The organism is Janthinobacterium fluminis, assembly GCF_028595325.1.
Classification (GTDB): domain Bacteria; phylum Pseudomonadota; class Gammaproteobacteria; order Burkholderiales; family Burkholderiaceae_D; genus Janthinobacterium; species Janthinobacterium fluminis.
This window is the reverse complement of the sequence record NZ_JAQQXR010000001.1, coordinates 498919-514351: the sequence shown is the minus strand read 5'-3', so window position 1 is coordinate 514351 and position 15433 is coordinate 498919. Positions and strand designations below refer to the sequence as shown.

The window sequence follows — 15433 nt, the reverse complement described above, 5'->3', positions numbered from 1 at the left end:
TGGGTTGGGGGGACGGCGCCGCGCGGCGCGCAAAACCCCCTATTATCGCCGCTGCCGGGCTAGCCGGGGTCGCGCGCCGTCAATTCCTGGGCGATGTGCCCCTTCAGGCGCTCCAGCAGCGGCGGCATCTGCGCCACCAGCTGGCGCGCCAGCGCCGGGTCGCCGTCGTGCTTGATGCCTTCCAGCGCGTGGCACAGCGCGGCGAAGCTCATCGCCCCGACGGCCCGCGCCGACGACTTGGTGCGGTGTCCCAGCTCGGCCAGGCGCACCAGGTCGCCGCGCTCCATCGCCTGGTCCATCTCGACCAGGCTGTCGCGCGCGGCATCGAGGAACATCACGGCGAACTTGCGCATCTTGTCCGGTTTGCTGCCGAAGGTTTGCGCCAGCGCCGCCATGTCGAGCAGCGCCGCCGCCTCCACCTGCACGGCGACCGCGGCGGCGGGCGCGGCGGGCGCGGGCGCCGGCGCCGCCTTGGGCGCGGCCGGCGGGCGCACGCGCACGTCGGCGCGCAGCGCCAGCCACTTCGCCAGCACCGTGAACAGCAGCTTGGGCGCGATCGGCTTGGTGACGAATTCGTCCATGCCGGCCTGCAGGCAGCGCGCCTTGTCCTCGCTGCCGGCGTTGGCCGTCATGGCGATGACCAGGGTGCCGGCCAGCTTCGGATGGGCGCGTATCATGCGCGTCGTCTCGAAACCGTCCATCAGCGGCATCTGCACGTCCATCAGCACGCAGTCGAAGCGCTCCTTGAGCAGCAGGTCGATGGCTTCCTTGCCGTTGTTGGCGACGCAGACGGTGGCGCCCGCGTCCTCCAGCAATTCCTGGCCCACCTGCTGGCTGAAGATGTTGTCCTCGACCAGCAGGATGGCGGCGCCCTGTATCGTGTCGAGCACGTCCGGCTGCACCAGCTCGTCGCTGGCGGCGAAGCAGTCGGCGCCTTTTTCCAGCCGCGCCGCGAACCAGAAGGTGCTGCCGGCGCCGGGCTGGCTCTCGACGCCGACGCCGCCGCCCATCAGCTCGGCGAGCTGCTTGCTGATCACCAGGCCCAGCCCCGTGCCGCCGTACTTGCGCGTCGTCGACGCGTCGGCCTGGTGGAAGGACTGGAACAGCTGCGCCACCTCCTCCGGGCTCATGCCGATGCCGGGGTCCTGCACCTCGAAGCGCACCATGGTGTGGTGGTCCTGGTCTTCCAGCGGACGGGCGCGGATGAAGATCTGGCCGTTGTCGGAGAACTTGATGGCGTTGCTGGTCAGGTTCAGCAGCACCTGCTCCAGCCGCAGCGGATCGCCGCGCAACTGGTGCGACAGGCCCGGCCAGATCTCGAACACCAGCGTCAGCCCCTTCGCCGCCGCGCTCTGGCCCAGCTGGCTGGAAATGTTCGCCAGCAGCGTGTCGAGCGTGAAGTCGAGCTCCTCCAGCTCCAGCTTGCCGGCCTCGATCTTGGAAAAATCCAGGATGTCGTTGATCAGCCCCAGCAAATGCTGGCCCGAGTGGTAGATTTTCTGCAGGTAGTCGCGCTGCTTCGGGTCGGCCACCGACTTCAGCGCCAGGTGGGCCATGCCGATGATGCTGTTCATCGGCGTGCGGATTTCGTGGCTCATGTTCGACAGGAAGTCGCTCTTGGCCTGGTTGGCGGCGTCGGCCTGCTCCTTCAGGTTGTGCAGCTCGGTGACGTCGGTCGACAGGCCGATGACGGCGTTGATCGCGCTCTCGTGCAGCAGCGGCACCTTGACCGTCCACAGGTGGCGCACCTCGCCGTCGCGGTCGGCGTACTGCTCCTCGGTGGTGTGCTTGACGCAGTCCTCGAACACCTGCTTGTCGAGCTCCCAGGCGGCGTCGGCGCGCGCCGCCGGCATCAGCTCGCGGTCCAGCTTGCCGATGATCTGCTCCAGCGGCTGCCCCAGCACCTCGGCCATCTTGGCGTTGGCGTAGATGTAGCGGCGGTCGTGGTCCTTCATGTAGACGTGGGCGTCGACGTTGTTGAGCACCGTGTCGAGCAGCAGGCGCTGCTCGGTCTCCTTGCGGCGCGACGCGTACAGCGTGTAGAAGTAGGCGTAGATCAGCAAGGTCCCGGCGAAGCCGATGAACAGGGCCAGCCCGGGGAAATAGCGGTCGAAGCCCGTGTACAGGTCGACCTTGCGGACGCGGAAATGCGCCTTCCACAGGCTGCCGTTGAAGTCGATCGGCAGCACCGTCTCGAAATAATCGGCCCGCTCGGCCTCGGGGATGGCCTCGACCTCGGTGCTGCCGTTGTCGTTGAACAGCAGGCGGTCGGTCTTTTCCAGCACCAGGCGGCGCTGCTCGGGGTCGGCGGCGTTGTCCGCGTACAGCGTCAGGTGCACCTGGCGCAGCGCCATCTCGTCGAGCGCGCCCTGCACCAGCTTGGGAATGCTGAAGCCGATGCCGACGGCGCCCAGGTAGGCGGCGCGCCGGCTCGCCGCGTCCGTCAGCGGCAGGCCCTTGCGGTACACCGGCAGGCGCATGCCCAGCGCGATGTGGCGCGGCGGCCCCTGCACGATGATGGGCTGGCCCGAGGCGCTGACCTGGCCCGAGTCGCGCGACTGCTCCAGCGCGCGCCGCACGGCCGGCGTGGCGGCGATGTCGACGCCGAACTTTTCCTTCAGCGTCGCCATCGGCTCCATGTAGTTGAGCACGGAATACCAGGGCCGCCGCCCCGGCGGCTTGATGGCGAAGTCCGGGTAGCCGCCCGGCTGCACGCTGGCGTCGCGGCGCACGGCCGCCTCGAAGGCGTCGCGCTGGGCGTCGGTGAGCGACTGCGCGTAGGTCAGCGCCTCGATGGCGGGGAAGTGGCGCGGCAGGTCGAGGCCGCCGACGTATTCGTGGAACTGGCCGCGCGTGAGCGTGTCGGAGGTGCGGAACAGGGCCACCAGGCCGCGCACCAGGTCCGAATAGGTCTTCACCCGCGCCGACAGGCTGTACTGGGTGCTGCGGGCCACGTTCTCGAAGCGCTGGCGCGCGTCGTCCTCGACCGTCTTGGCCGCGCCCATATACAGGATCGCCGCGATCAGCGCGGCCAGCGACAGCCCCGCGCCCCACAGCGGCAGTTTTGACATCGTCCAGCCTTTGCCCAACTTGCCAAAAGTCCGCATCGTTGATCGCTTTATCGTCGTGCCGTGCAGGGCCGCTGGAGCGGGCCGCTGACCGCGTGGCCAAAGGTAATTTATTCCAGCAGGATACTATCAAAGGCCGCCCGCCACCACTGTAAGTTGCGTTTTGGCGGCAGGCGTCAATATGCGGTCACAGCCAAGGGCGGCGGCGCGCGCGCGGCAGAAAAATCCGCGCATATCTTGACATACGGCAACATCGACTTCACACTGCCAGCCGCGCCAGCGCATCCGGCCCCGCCGGGCAGCGCGCCGCAGACCGACTCAGCCATTTAGGAGCACCAAGCATGAAAAAAATCAGCACCGCCCTCATCGCCGTCCTGCTGTCCTCGACAGCCGGCGCCGCCACCAAGGCCGCCTGCGACGCCGCGTCCCGCGCCGCGCTGCCGAAATACGAGTACCAGTTGAAGCGCACGTTCGAAGTGGCCGGCCGCCAGGGCATCGCCGCCGACGGCGAGTTCTACTACGTCTCCGGCAGCGTCGACCTGTTCAAATACTCGAAAGACGGCAAGCTGATCGCCTCGAACCCGAAACCGTTCGACGGCTACCAGATCCCCTCCAACCACATCGGCGACATCGACGTCTACAAGAACGAAGTGTATGTGTCGGCCGAATGGTTCAGCGACGGCGCCGGCAAGGACATCCAGATCGCCGTGCACGACGCCGACACGCTGAAACTCAAGCGCACCTTCCCCTTCAACGCGGAATCGGGCCAGCTGGAAGTGTCCAGCATGGCCGTCGACAGCAAGCGCAACAGCGTATGGATGGCATCCTGGGTCGGCGAGGAAAGCGGCCGCTACCTGTATGAGTACGACCTGAGCACCGGCAAGTACAAGCGCAAGGTCCACCTGCAAGCCGTGCCGCAATGGATACAGGGCATCGTCGTGCTCGACGGCGACATCTACCTGACGGCCGACGACGGCACCGCCGACGCCAAGGAATACGACCACCTGTACCGCGTCAAGATCGACGACAACAAGCCGAACGCGGAAGTGGTGCTGGAAAAAACCTTCAGCGATTTCAAGGACTTCGGCGAAATCGAGGGCGTGACGGTCGACCGCAAGAGCGGCGAGATGCTGGTCCACGCGAACCGCGGCAAGAAAATCGTGCTGGGCATGCCGAAGGGCTTCTACCCAGGCTACGACCGCGAAATCAGCGACATCTATGTTTACAAGATGACGCCGCGCTGCCCGGCCAAATAAGGCCAGGCCGGACGAAAAAAAACCCGCTCGCGCGGGTTTTTTTTCGTCAAGCCGGTGATTAGCCGACTTTGTTGTTCGCTTTGCGGCGAGCGGTGAAGCCCAGCATGCCCAGGCCGGCCAGCAGCATGGCGTAGGTTTCTGGTTCTGGAACGGCCGACACGTTCATCGTCAGCGTGCCGCCGTAGGAACCGCCCTTGGTGATGTCCTTGATGGCGCCCGAGAAATCGAAGCCGTAGTGGCCCGTGCCCAGTTTACCGGAGGTCAAGTAGAAACCGGTGCCGTCGACGACGGTAGCCAGCGCGGTGCGGCTATTGTCGGCGTTGATCATGAAGAAGGTCACGTTGGTGTTCTTGATCGTGGCGCCGCCACGGTTGGCGCTGACGGTGAAGGTGCCGAAAGGATCGCTGCTGCTCAGGGCTGGCACGTCGAACAGGTATTCGTCGGAGAAGGTGGTGACGCCGGCGCCGTGGGTGGCGCGGAACGAGGCGCTTTCGCCGTTGAATACCAGGGTGGTGGCCGCGTTAGCCGATACGCCAGCGAACATGGAAACGGCGATCAAAGCCGAACCGGCGGCTTTAGCAAAAAAAGAAACATTCATTGTAAAACTCCTATTTTTATTACGAAATTAACGAAATGCTTGCATAAGATGACCATCTTGGTTCCGAAGGGAAACATGATTTCCATCAAGTTCAATCAAGGTCGCTAATGTAACACAAAATATACAGATGGCAATATAAAAATGAAATCTTTCATGTTTTTGAGACAAGCATCAATACGCCGCTAAGAAGCCTGTGCTGCGGTTCCGCGCTTTTGCGTCCCCGCCGTGGGCGCGCGCCGCCTCTCACGCGGCACTGAGCGCCTCGGCAAGAAAATCGACGAACACCCTGACCTTTTGCTGCGGGTGGCGCTGGTCCGGGTAGAGCGCGTAAATGCCGCGCCGCGCCATGCGCCGCCCCGGCAGCAAGCTCACCAGGGCACCGCTGTCGATCAGCGGGCGGGCAATAAAGCACGGCAAGGAACCGACGCCGAGGCCGGCCACCAGCATATCGGCCAGCAACATGCTGTTGTCGGCCGACAGGCGCGTCGGCAGCGCGATGCTGACCGCGCCCTCATCGCCCTCCAGTTGCCAGACGCCGGGGTGCTCGGCCAGGCGGTAGGCCAGGCAGTCGTGGCCGCGCAAATCCTCGGCCCGCTGCGGCGTGCCGCGCCGCGCCAGATAGGCCGGCGCGGCGCAAATCAGTTGCTCGACCTCGCCCAGGCGGCGCGCCACCAGCGAGGAGTCGGCCAGTTGCGTGCGCACCCGCAGCGACACGTCGAAACCCTCGGTGACGACGTCGAGCAGGCGGTCGTTCAAGGTCAGCTCGACGCGCAACTGCGGATAGCGCGCCATGAACTCGGCCAGCAGCGGCGACAACACCTTCAAGCCGAAGGACAGCGGCGCGTTGACGCGCAGGCAACCGGCGACGGCGCCGGCGCCGGCCGCCGTGGCCCGCTCCAGCGCGTCCAGCTCGTCGAGCAGGCGGCAACATTCGGCGTAGTAGACGCGCCCCGCCTCCGACAGACTCATGCGCCGCGTCGTGCGCAGGATCAACAGCGTGCCCAGACGCTCCTCCAATTGCCGCACCTGCTTGCTGACGGCCGCCGCCGATTGGCGTAAATCTTCGGCCGCCTTGCTGAAACTGTCACGCTGCACCACCTGGCGGAACACGCGCATGGCCGCGACCACATCCATATACTTTCCTTTTGGTTGAATATATCTGCACAAATTCAGCGATTATCATCGAATCGAATAATAATATCATGCACTCCTCGCCTCCCTGGAGGCCCACACAGACAGGAGTCACACATGCAAACAAGCACCCCCATCCGCCGCCTGCGCGCCCTCCCCCTGCTGCTGGCCCTGCTGGCCGGCGGCGCCTGCGCCGCCGAGCAAGTCGGCGTCAGCCCCTGGGGCGCCAAGGATGAAATCGGCCGCCTCAACCTGATCACGCCCGCCTCGCGCGCCGCCATCCTGGCCCGCGTCAGCGGCAAGCAAGCCTACGACCTGGCCGTCGACTACTTCGTCGGCATGCCCAGCTGGCAGGCGGCCGGCGACCCGCCCTACCAGATGTGGCTGACCCACACGCCGCACGGCAACATCGTCGCCGACCCGATGCAAGTCGGCGCGGACATGAACCGCCACGTCAGTTACACGGGCTCGGCCGTGTCCATGTACGCCCACATGGGCACCCACATCGACGCGCTGAACCACTTCGGCCTGAACGGCAAGATCTGGAATGGCTACACCGAGGCCGAGCACCTCGGCGACCGCGGCTGGACCGTCACCGGCGCGGAAAAACTGCCGCCCATCGTCGCCCGCGGCGTGCTCATCGACATCGCCGCCGCCAAGGGGCTGGCGCAACTGCCGGACAATTACCGCGTGACCCGCCAGGACTTGCGCCAGGCGCTGGAACGGCAGCAAACCAGCCTGCGCGAAGGCGACGTCGTGCTGATACGCACCGGCCGCATGCGCGACTACGACAACGCCCAGGTCTACATGGCCAATCCGCCCGGTCTGAGCCTGGACGCGGCCAAATTCCTCGTCGAGGACGGCGGCGCGATGGTGGTCGGCGCCGACAACCTGAGCTTCGAAACCTTCCCGTCCGAGGTCAGCGGCAACTACCTGCCGGTGCACACCTACCTGCTGGCGCAGAAAGGCGCGCCCATCCTCGAACTGGTCAACCTGGAGGCGCTGTCGCGCGACCGCGTCTACCAATTCGCCTTCATCGGCGCCTCGCTCAAATTCCGCGGCGGCGACGCCGCGCCGATCCGCCCGATCGCCCTGCCGATCGACTAAGGCCGGCGAACTTCCGCGGCCGCCGCGCAGTCTAACTGCAGGGCCATCGGGGCGCTACGGGAGGGGATATGGGCACGATAGCGGCATGCATGCTGCTCGGCATGCTGGCGGCGGCCGCGACGACGGGCGCGACTGCGCAGGCGCCGTTCGAGCACCGCGAATTCGACGCCACCCTGGACGCGCCATACCGGGCCGCGCCGGCGCAGGGGCGCAGCCCGGGGCGCGCCTTCACGCTGCACTTCAGCTACCCGGCCGCGCTGCGCGAACAAGCCGTCACCTGGCGCCTGGAATTGCTGGCGCCGTCGGGGCAGCCCGTGCAGCAGTGGTTCGGCGTGGCCCGCCTGTTCGAGCGCGCCGTCACGCTGCGCATCCCCTGGGGAGCAGGCAAGGACGCCGCCGCCCTGCCCGACGGCAACTACCAACTGCGGCTGCGCGCGCTGGCGCAAGAGCGCCGCGCCGGCATGGCGGCGCCGCTGGCGCCGCGCCGGGCCGCCGCCGGCGACCCCGGCCTCGCGGCCGCCGCGCGCACGCTGGCCGAGGGACAAGCCGGCCTGATCGAACAACGCTGGGACATCCTCGTCGGCAACCCGGCGCCGCCGGCGATGCCGGCCTTCCGCGCCCTGCCCGCGCGCGCCGCCCCGCCCGCCGCCGCGCCGGCGCCGGACGCGCTCCCCTATACCGTCTATTACGGCAACCTGCACAGCCAGACCCGGCACAGCGACGGCGGCGGCGACGTCGCCCACTGCAGCGGCGCCCAGGCGCCGCAAAGCGGCGCATTCGGCCCGGCCGACGCCTACGCCTTCGCCCGCGCGCACGGGCTCGACATCCTCTTCACGTCCGAGCACAACCACATGTACGACGGCTCCGACGGCACCAACGGCGACGCCGACGCGGCGGCCGCCAAAGCCCTGTACCACGCCGGCCTGGACATTGCCGCCGAATTCAACGCGGCCCACCCCGACTTCCTCGCCATCTACGGCATGGAATGGGGCGTCATCAACAACGGCGGCCACCTGAACATCTTCAACAGCGAAGAACTGCTGGGCTGGGAAGTCAACAACAGGAACGAGTTGCTGGCCGACACGCTGACGCCGAAAAACGACTACGCCAGCCTGTTCGCGCTGATGCGCCAGCGCGGCTGGATAGGCCAGTTCAACCACCCGGCCCTGAACGGGCAATTCCGCGTCGGCGGCGTCCCCTTCGGCTACAGCGCCGACGGCGACGCCGCGATGGCGCTGTGCGAAGTGATGAACAGCTCGGCCTTCTCGACCAATATGACGGAAACGGAAAGCCGCCGCAGCAACTACGAACTGGCCTGCAACAAAGCGCTCGAAGCCGGCTACCACCTGGCCTTCAGCAGCGACCAGGACAACCACTGCGCCAACTGGGGCGCGTCCTACAGCAACCGCACCGGCATCCTGATCCCGAACGGCGTGCCGCTGTCGCAGGCGAGCGTGCTCGACGCGCTGAAGGCGCGGCGCGTATTCGCCACCATGGACAAGCACGCACAACTGGTGCTGAGCGCCAACGGCCACCTGATGGGCGAGCGCTTCAACAACAGCGGGCCGCTGCGCCTGCTGGTCAACTACGCCAGCCTGGCCGGAGGCAGGGTCGCGACCGTCGCCATCTACGAAGGCGTGCCCGGCCGCAACGGCACGGTGACGCAACTGGCCAGTGTGGCGGACACCACGATCACACCGGCCAACGGCGAGCATTTCTACTACGCCAAAGTGACGCAGGACGACGGCAAAGTGCTCTGGTCGGCGCCCGTGTGGGTCAGCCAGGGCGCCTGCCCCTAAAGGGCCGCCAGCCGGGGACAGACCACGATTTCCCGGCAATCTTTCTTGAAAATCTTGGTGCTTATGGCAATTTGTGCCACATTATGGTTCTGGCCGCCCTATTGGAGATGGCGGCACCACCATGAAAGACATGCAATGCGATCATATCGAAAAATGGCCACCAGCGTCCTGCTGGGACTGGCGGCAGCGGGCGGCGCGCACGCGCACGGCGGCGCCGACGCCTACCAGTGGCTGGAAGAGGTCGGCGGCGACAAGCCGCTGGCCTGGGTCAAGGCCCACAACGCGGCAACCCAGAAGGAACTCGAAGGCCGGGAACAGTTCGCCCCCATGCACGCGCGCCTGAAAACCGTGCTCAACTCCAGCGAACGCATCCCCTACGTCAGCAAGAACGGCGACTATTACTATAATTTCTGGCGCGACGCCACGCATGTGCGCGGCATCTGGCGCCGCACCACGCTGGCCCAGTTCCAGCTGCCCGAGCCGGCCTGGGAAACCGTCATCGACCTCGACCAGTTGGCCAGGGACGAGCAGGAAAACTGGGTCTGGGGCGGCGCATCCTGCCTGTACCCGAAAGGCGAGCGCTGCCTCGTCTCGCTATCGCGCGGCGGCGGCGACGCCCACGTCGTGCGCGAATACGACATCGGCCAGCGCAGCTTCGTCAAGGACGGCTTCGCGCTGCCCGAGGCCAAGGGCGGCGCCTCATGGATCGACCAGGACACCGTCTTCGTGTCGACCGACTTCGGCGCCGGCTCGCTGACCAGTTCCGGCTACCCGCGCATCGTCAAGGAATGGCGCCGCGGCACGCCGCTGGCGCAGGCCCGCCTGCTCTACGAAGCGAAGAGCGAAGACCTCGGCGTCGGCGCCTACCGCGTCGTCACGCCCGGCTACGAGCACCAGTTCATCGAGCGCCAGATCGGCTTCTACAGCAGCGAACTGTTCCTGCGCAACGGCGACACCCTGACCCAGGTGGCCAAGCCGGACGACGCCAACGCCTACACGGTGCGCGACCAGCTCATCATCGAACTGCGCTCGGACTGGCGCGTCGGCGGCAAGACCTATCCGCAGGGCGCGCTGCTGGCCACCGACTTCCTGCGCTTCATGAAGGGCGAGCGCGTGTTCGAGCAATTGTTCACGCCGACGCCGACCAAATCGCTCGACGGCGTCACGGCCACGCGCAGCGCGCTGCTGCTCAACGAGCTGGAGAACGTCAAGAACCGCATCGTCGAACTGCGCCGCGTCGACGGCAAGTGGCAGCGCCGCGCCGTCGACGCGCCGGCCTTCGGCACGCTGGAGCTGGGCGCGCTCGACGCCACCGAGTCGGACCAGTACTTCCTCACCGTGACCGACTTCCTCAACCCGACGACGATGTATCTGGCGCAGGCCGGCGACAATGCCCGCACGGCCGTCAAGGCGCTGCCCGCCTTCTTCGACGCCAGCCCCTACGCCGTCAAGCAGTTCGAGGCGACGTCGCCGGACGGCGTCAAGGTGCCCTACTTCGTCATCATGGGCAAGGAAACCAAGCTGGACGGCAAAAATCCGACCGTGCTGTACGGCTACGGCGGCTTCGAGGTGTCGCTGAAGCCGTTCTATAGCGGCGTCACCGGCGAAGCGTGGCTAAAAAACGGCGGCGTCTACGTGCTGGCGAATATACGCGGCGGCGGCGAGTTCGGCCCGCGCTGGCACCAGGCGGCGCTCAAGGACCAGCGCCAGCGCGCCTACGACGACTTCATCGCCGTCGCCCAGGACCTGATCGCGCGCAAGGTGTCGAGCCCGCGCCACCTCGGCATCATGGGCGGCAGCAATGGCGGCCTGCTGGTCGGCGCCGTCATGGCGCAGCGCCCCGAGCTGTTCAACGCCGTCGTCTGCCAGGTGCCGCTGCTCGACATGCAGCGCTACAGCAAACTGCTGGCCGGCGCCTCGTGGATGGGCGAATACGGCGACCCGGACGATCCGGCGCAATGGAACTACATCAGCAAATATTCGCCCTACCACAACGTCTTCAAGGACAAAAAGTATCCGCGCACGCTGTTTACCACCTCGACGCGCGACGACCGCGTCCATCCTGGCCACGCGCGCAAGATGGTGGCGAAGATGCAGGAACAGGGCCACGACGTGCTGTACTGGGAAAACATGGAGGGCGGCCACGCCGGCGCGGCCAATAACGACCAGCAAACGCAGATGTGGGCGCTGACCTACACCTTCCTGCTGAACCAGCTGAAGTAAGCCGGCGAAGGCGGCGGCGGGCCTGGCGCCTGTCCGCCGCCAGCGCTTCACATATTGCGGAACAACGCCATGAAGGGCTGGCTCACCTGCAGCGTTTCCGGACGCGTCTTCAAACGCATCACCCCCTTGCCCATCTCGTCGCGCGTGACCGAGGCCACCGCCCGCAAATTGACAATCGTCGAGCGGTGGATCTGCTTGAAGATCGTCGGGTCCAGCGCGTCGAGCAATTCGCGTATCGGCTTGCGCAACAGCGCCTCGCCCTGCGGCGTCATCACCACCGTGTACTTGTTATCGGACTGGAAGTAGGCGACGTCGTCGACCATGATCAGGCGCGCCTCGTTGCCGGCGCTGGCCGTCAGCCACACCAGCGGCGGCGCCTTGGCCACCGGCGGCAGCGCGCCGCCCAGCTGGCGCAGCAGCGCCGCCAGCGCCGCGTCCGGCGCCGCGCCGGCTGCGGCGCGCGCCTTCAGGCGCTGCACGGTCGCCTGCAGGCGCGCCGCCGCGACCGGCTTCAGCAGGTAGTCGACCGCGCCCTTGTCGAAGGCGTCGACGGCGTACTGGTCGTAGGCGGTGACGAAGACGATCTGCGTCTTCGGGCTGGCCTCGGTCAGCGCCGCCGCCACTTCCAGGCCGCTCAGGCCCGGCATGCGGATGTCCAGGAAGGCCACGTCGGGCCGCAGCCGGGCGATCGCTTCCAGCGCGCTGCCGCCGTCGTCGCAGGCGGCGACGATCTTCAATTCCGGCCAGATGCCGGCCAGTTGCTCGATCAAGGCGTCGCGCAGCAACGCCTCGTCTTCCGCAATCACACAAGTTATTTCAGACATGTTCGCTGCCTATCAAGGTGGTGGTCGCCAGCGCGGCGGCCGGCACGGTGATGGTGGCCGCCACGCCGCCGGGGAAGTTGGCGATGATCGAGAACGAGGCCGTCGCGCCATACAGCAGTTGCAGGCGCTCGCGCACATTGCGCAGGCCGATGCCGGTGCCGCCGCCGTCCTGGCTGAAGCCGCGGCCGTCGTCGGCCACCGTGACCGCCATCGCGCCGCCGATGGCGCGCACGGAAATCCAGATGGCGCCGCCGCCCGGCTTCGGCTCCAGGCCGTGCTTGATCGCGTTCTCGGCCAGCGTTTGCAGCATCATGCCGGGGAAAGCCTGTCCGAGCAGCTCGGGCGCCACCTCGATGTGCAGGCTCAGGCGCGCGCCCATGCGTATCTTCATGATGTCGAGGTAGGCGCGCGTGCGCTCCAGCTCCGCGCCGATGGTCGAGGGCGCGTCGTCGGCGCGCGGCACCGCGTGGCGCAGGTAGAGGATCAGGTTGCCCAGCATGGCGTCGGCGCGGGCCGGGTCGCTGCGCGTCAGAATCTGCGCGCTGGCCAGCGTGTTATAGAGGAAGTGCGGCTCGACCTGGGCATGCAGCAGGTTCAGCCGGGCCATGGTCAGCTCCTTCTCGACGGCGCTCTGCCTGGCCTCGGCCTGCTCGCCGCGGCGGCGCTGCGCCACCCGCCGCGTGATGGCGCGGCCGATGGCCTCGGCGTTTTCCAGATTGCTGCCGTCGTCGACCAGGAACAAATCGCACCAGGCGGCCCGGCCCGGCTCGCAGATCAGCGTCACGCTGCCGGCGTCGCCGTTCGGCACCACCGTCGCCAGTATCTGGTTCGGGCGCAAGTCGAACCACTGCAGTATCCGCAAAGAGTCCAGGCCGCCGCCGCTGTATGGCGCCATGCGCTTGACCCGCGCGCGCACCTGCAGGCTGTCGCGGGCGCTCTCGATGGCGATACTGCCGGGCAGTTCGCGGATCGCCGCGTCGATCATGTCGAATCCCTCGCCGGCCTCGTATGGGATCTCGATCTGGCGCCGCTGGCGGTTCGACAGCGTGCTGTTGTTGACGACGCCGGCGACCAGGCGCACCCGCCGCAGATGCGAAAACGCGCTGACGATGGCGGCGCCGACCAGCATGAAGCCGATGAAAACGAAGATGTTGCCTTTGCGGCTGCCGTCGCTCAGCATGATCGAGGCCAGCGTCACCGCGATGAACAAATACGCGAGGAACCACGCCGCGGCGATGCGAAAAATGAACAGAACACTAGTTATCATGATGGCTTCCAAAGTGACGAGCTGACGCACACAATAGCAAGCGCCGGCGCGCCCGCCGCGTATTATGCGACGGAAGCCATGTTTACTGCGACGAAATGGCTGATTTCCGCCCCTCCCCCCGCTACGCGGGCCGCTGCATCAGCACCAGGCGCAGCGCCAGCGCCAGCATCAGCGCGGCCAGCGCATACGGCTGCAGCCGGGCGGCGGCCGGCCGGTCCGCGAAGAAGCGCCGCGCCGCGCCGCCGACGGCGCCCAGCAGGGCGTGGAAGACGACGCTGATCGCGGTCAGCACGCAGCCCAGCAGCAGCAATTGCGGCGCCACGGCGCCCCGCCCCAGGTCGGTGAATTGCGGCAGGAACACCATGAAAAACAGCAGCGCCTTCGGATTCAGCAGGCTGTTGAGCATGGAGCGCAGGAACACCGTCGCCAGCCCAATGCGCGCCCCCTCCTGCGCCTGCGGCGCGGGACGGCGGCGCAGCGCCTGGCCGGCCAGGTACAGCAGATACAGCACGCCGGCGTAGCGGATCAGCTCGAAGGCGGCCGGCCACGCGGCCACCACGGCCGTGACGCCGGTCGCCGTCGCCAGCGTCAGCAGCAAATCGGCGGCGCCTATGCCCAGCGCCGCCGCGACGCCGCCGCGCGCGCCGTGGCTGGCGCCCTGGGCGATGACGAAGGCCATGTTCGGGCCGGGCGACAGCAGCAGCATCGTCACGGCGGCGGAAAACATCAAGAGGGTGCTGAATGCGATCATGTTCAAGCCCAGGAAGTAAGCAAGTTTCCAGCATAACCGCGTTACCTGATACAGTTAAGGAATTGTCCTAGATACACGCCGCCATGCCCACCGTGCGCTACAAAACCATCGTCGACGACTTCCGCGCCCGCATCGGCAGCGGCGAACTGCGCCCCGGCGCGCAACTGCCGCCGCTGCGCGCGCTGATGCGCCAGCAGCGCATCGCGCTGGCCACGGCCACGCGCGTCTACAGCGAACTGGAGGCGGCCGGCCTGGTGGCCGGCGAAACGGGCCGCGGCACCTTCGTGCGCGACACCTCGCTGCCGCGCGGCCTGGGCCTGGAACAGCAGGCGGCGCGCCACGACGCCGTCGACCTGACCTTCAACTACCCGGCCCTGCCCGGCCAGGCCGAGATGCTGCGCGAAGGCTTGCGCAAGCTGGCCGGCGCCGGCGACCTGGACGCGCTGCTGCACTCGGCGCCGCAGGGCGGCCGCCCGCACGAGCGCCAGTCGGTGGCGCGCCACCTGCGCAACCGCGGCATCCGCGTGCCGGCCGAACAGGTGCTGATCGTCAACGGCGCGCAGCAGGGCCTGTCCACCGTCGTGCTGGGCCTGCTGAAACCCGGCGACGTGCTGGCCGTCGACGCCCTCAGTTATCCCGGCATCCTGCGCCTGGCGCAGCTGTTCCGCCTCGACGTGGCGGCGCTGCCGCAGCGCGACGGCGTCACCTGCCTGGACGCGCTGGAGGCGCTGTGCCGGCGCCGCCCGGTGCGCGCGCTGTACACGATGCCGACCATGCACAATCCACTCGGCTCGGTGATGGCCGAAGCGCCGCGCCGCCGCCTGGCCGCGCTGGCCGCGCGCCACGACTTCCTCCTGATCGAGGACGGCGCCTACGCCTTCCTCGCCGAACCGGCGCCGAAGCCGCTGTTCACCCACGCGCCGGAGCGCACCGTCTACGTCTCCGGCCTGTCGAAAAGCGTCGCCTCGGGCCTGCGTTTCGGCTTCGTCGCCGCGCCGGCGCCGCTGATCCCGGCGCTGGAACGGGCCATTCGCGCCTCGACCTGGAACACGCCGTCGCTGACGGTGGCTCTCGGCTGCGACTGGATCGAATCGGGCCAGGTAGACGCGCTGGAGGAGCGCAAACGGGCCGACGCCCGGCAGCGCCAAAGCCTGGCGCGGCGCGCGCTGCGCGGCTGCGCGATCACCGCGCACCCGAACTCCTACTATTTGTGGCTGACGCTGCCTGAGGAAGGGCGCGCCGACGGCGTCGCCGCGCAACTGCAGCGCCAGGGCGTGATGGTGACGACGGCCGAACCGTTCGCCGCGACGGCCCACGCGCCGCAGGCGCTGCGCCTGGCCATCGGCTCGGTCGCGTCCGAGGCGCTGGAGGCGGCGCTGCGCCAGGTGCGGCTGGCGGCGCTGGGCTAG

General features: G+C 67.6%; 11 protein-coding genes. 5 read left to right on the top strand and 6 right to left on the bottom strand.

The annotated features are described in order from the left end of the window. Positions 1 to 59: 59 nt before the first annotated feature. Positions 60 to 3071, bottom strand: coding sequence for a CHASE domain-containing protein (locus OIK44_RS02365; protein WP_273669055.1), 3012 nt, complete (start codon positions 3069 to 3071; stop codon positions 60 to 62). 338 nt (positions 3072 to 3409) lie between these two features. Here OIK44_RS02365 and OIK44_RS02360 point away from each other — a divergent pair, with 338 nt between their 5' ends. Then, positions 3410 to 4324: a hypothetical protein gene (locus OIK44_RS02360; protein ID WP_273669054.1), complete on the top strand. Its 915-nt coding sequence runs from the start codon at positions 3410 to 3412 to the stop codon at positions 4322 to 4324. Positions 4325 to 4382: 58 nt separating this feature from the next. On the opposite strand, the gene OIK44_RS02355 is transcribed toward OIK44_RS02360, so the two are convergent. Both OIK44_RS02355 and OIK44_RS02350 read right to left on the bottom strand, forming a co-directional pair. After that, positions 4383 to 4922: an FxDxF family PEP-CTERM protein gene (locus tag OIK44_RS02355; protein ID WP_273669053.1), complete on the bottom strand. Its 540-nt coding sequence runs from the start codon at positions 4920 to 4922 to the stop codon at positions 4383 to 4385. A gap of 243 nt (positions 4923 to 5165) precedes the next feature. Beyond that, entirely contained in the window at positions 5166 to 6056 is an 891-nt protein-coding gene (locus OIK44_RS02350; RefSeq protein WP_273669052.1) for a LysR family transcriptional regulator, read from the bottom strand. Positions 6057 to 6170: 114 nt separating this feature from the next. On the opposite strand from OIK44_RS02350, the gene OIK44_RS02345 reads away from it, so the two are divergent. From OIK44_RS02345 to OIK44_RS02335, 3 genes are all read left to right on the top strand, one after another. After that, the gene (locus tag OIK44_RS02345; RefSeq protein WP_273669051.1) at positions 6171 to 7160 is read left to right on the top strand and encodes a cyclase family protein; all 990 of its coding nucleotides are present in this window, start codon (positions 6171 to 6173) and stop codon (positions 7158 to 7160) included. 68 nt (positions 7161 to 7228) lie between these two features. Then, a complete protein-coding gene (locus OIK44_RS02340; protein ID WP_273669050.1) occupies positions 7229 to 8959 on the top strand; it encodes a CehA/McbA family metallohydrolase in 1731 nt (576 codons plus the stop codon). Positions 8960 to 9112: 153 nt separating this feature from the next. Next, the gene (locus OIK44_RS02335) at positions 9113 to 11182 is read left to right on the top strand and encodes a prolyl oligopeptidase family serine peptidase (RefSeq protein WP_273669049.1); all 2070 of its coding nucleotides are present in this window, start codon (positions 9113 to 9115) and stop codon (positions 11180 to 11182) included. 47 nt (positions 11183 to 11229) lie between these two features. On the opposite strand, the gene OIK44_RS02330 is transcribed toward OIK44_RS02335, so the two are convergent. From OIK44_RS02330 to OIK44_RS02320, 3 genes are all read right to left on the bottom strand, one after another. After that, positions 11230 to 12006, bottom strand: a complete 777-nt coding sequence (locus tag OIK44_RS02330; protein ID WP_273669048.1) for a LytR/AlgR family response regulator transcription factor — start codon at positions 12004 to 12006, stop codon at positions 11230 to 11232. Beyond that, on the bottom strand, positions 11999 to 13273 hold the full coding sequence (locus tag OIK44_RS02325; RefSeq protein ID WP_273669047.1) for a histidine kinase: 1275 nt from the start codon (positions 13271 to 13273) through the stop codon (positions 11999 to 12001). Before OIK44_RS02325 ends, OIK44_RS02330 begins: the two co-directional genes overlap by 8 nt. A gap of 121 nt (positions 13274 to 13394) precedes the next feature. Then, positions 13395 to 14024, bottom strand: a complete 630-nt coding sequence (locus tag OIK44_RS02320; RefSeq protein ID WP_273669046.1) for a LysE family translocator — start codon at positions 14022 to 14024, stop codon at positions 13395 to 13397. 83 nt (positions 14025 to 14107) lie between these two features. Between OIK44_RS02320 and OIK44_RS02315 the strand changes: the two genes are divergently transcribed. Beyond that, a complete protein-coding gene (locus OIK44_RS02315) occupies positions 14108 to 15433 on the top strand; it encodes an aminotransferase-like domain-containing protein (RefSeq protein WP_273669045.1) in 1326 nt (441 codons plus the stop codon).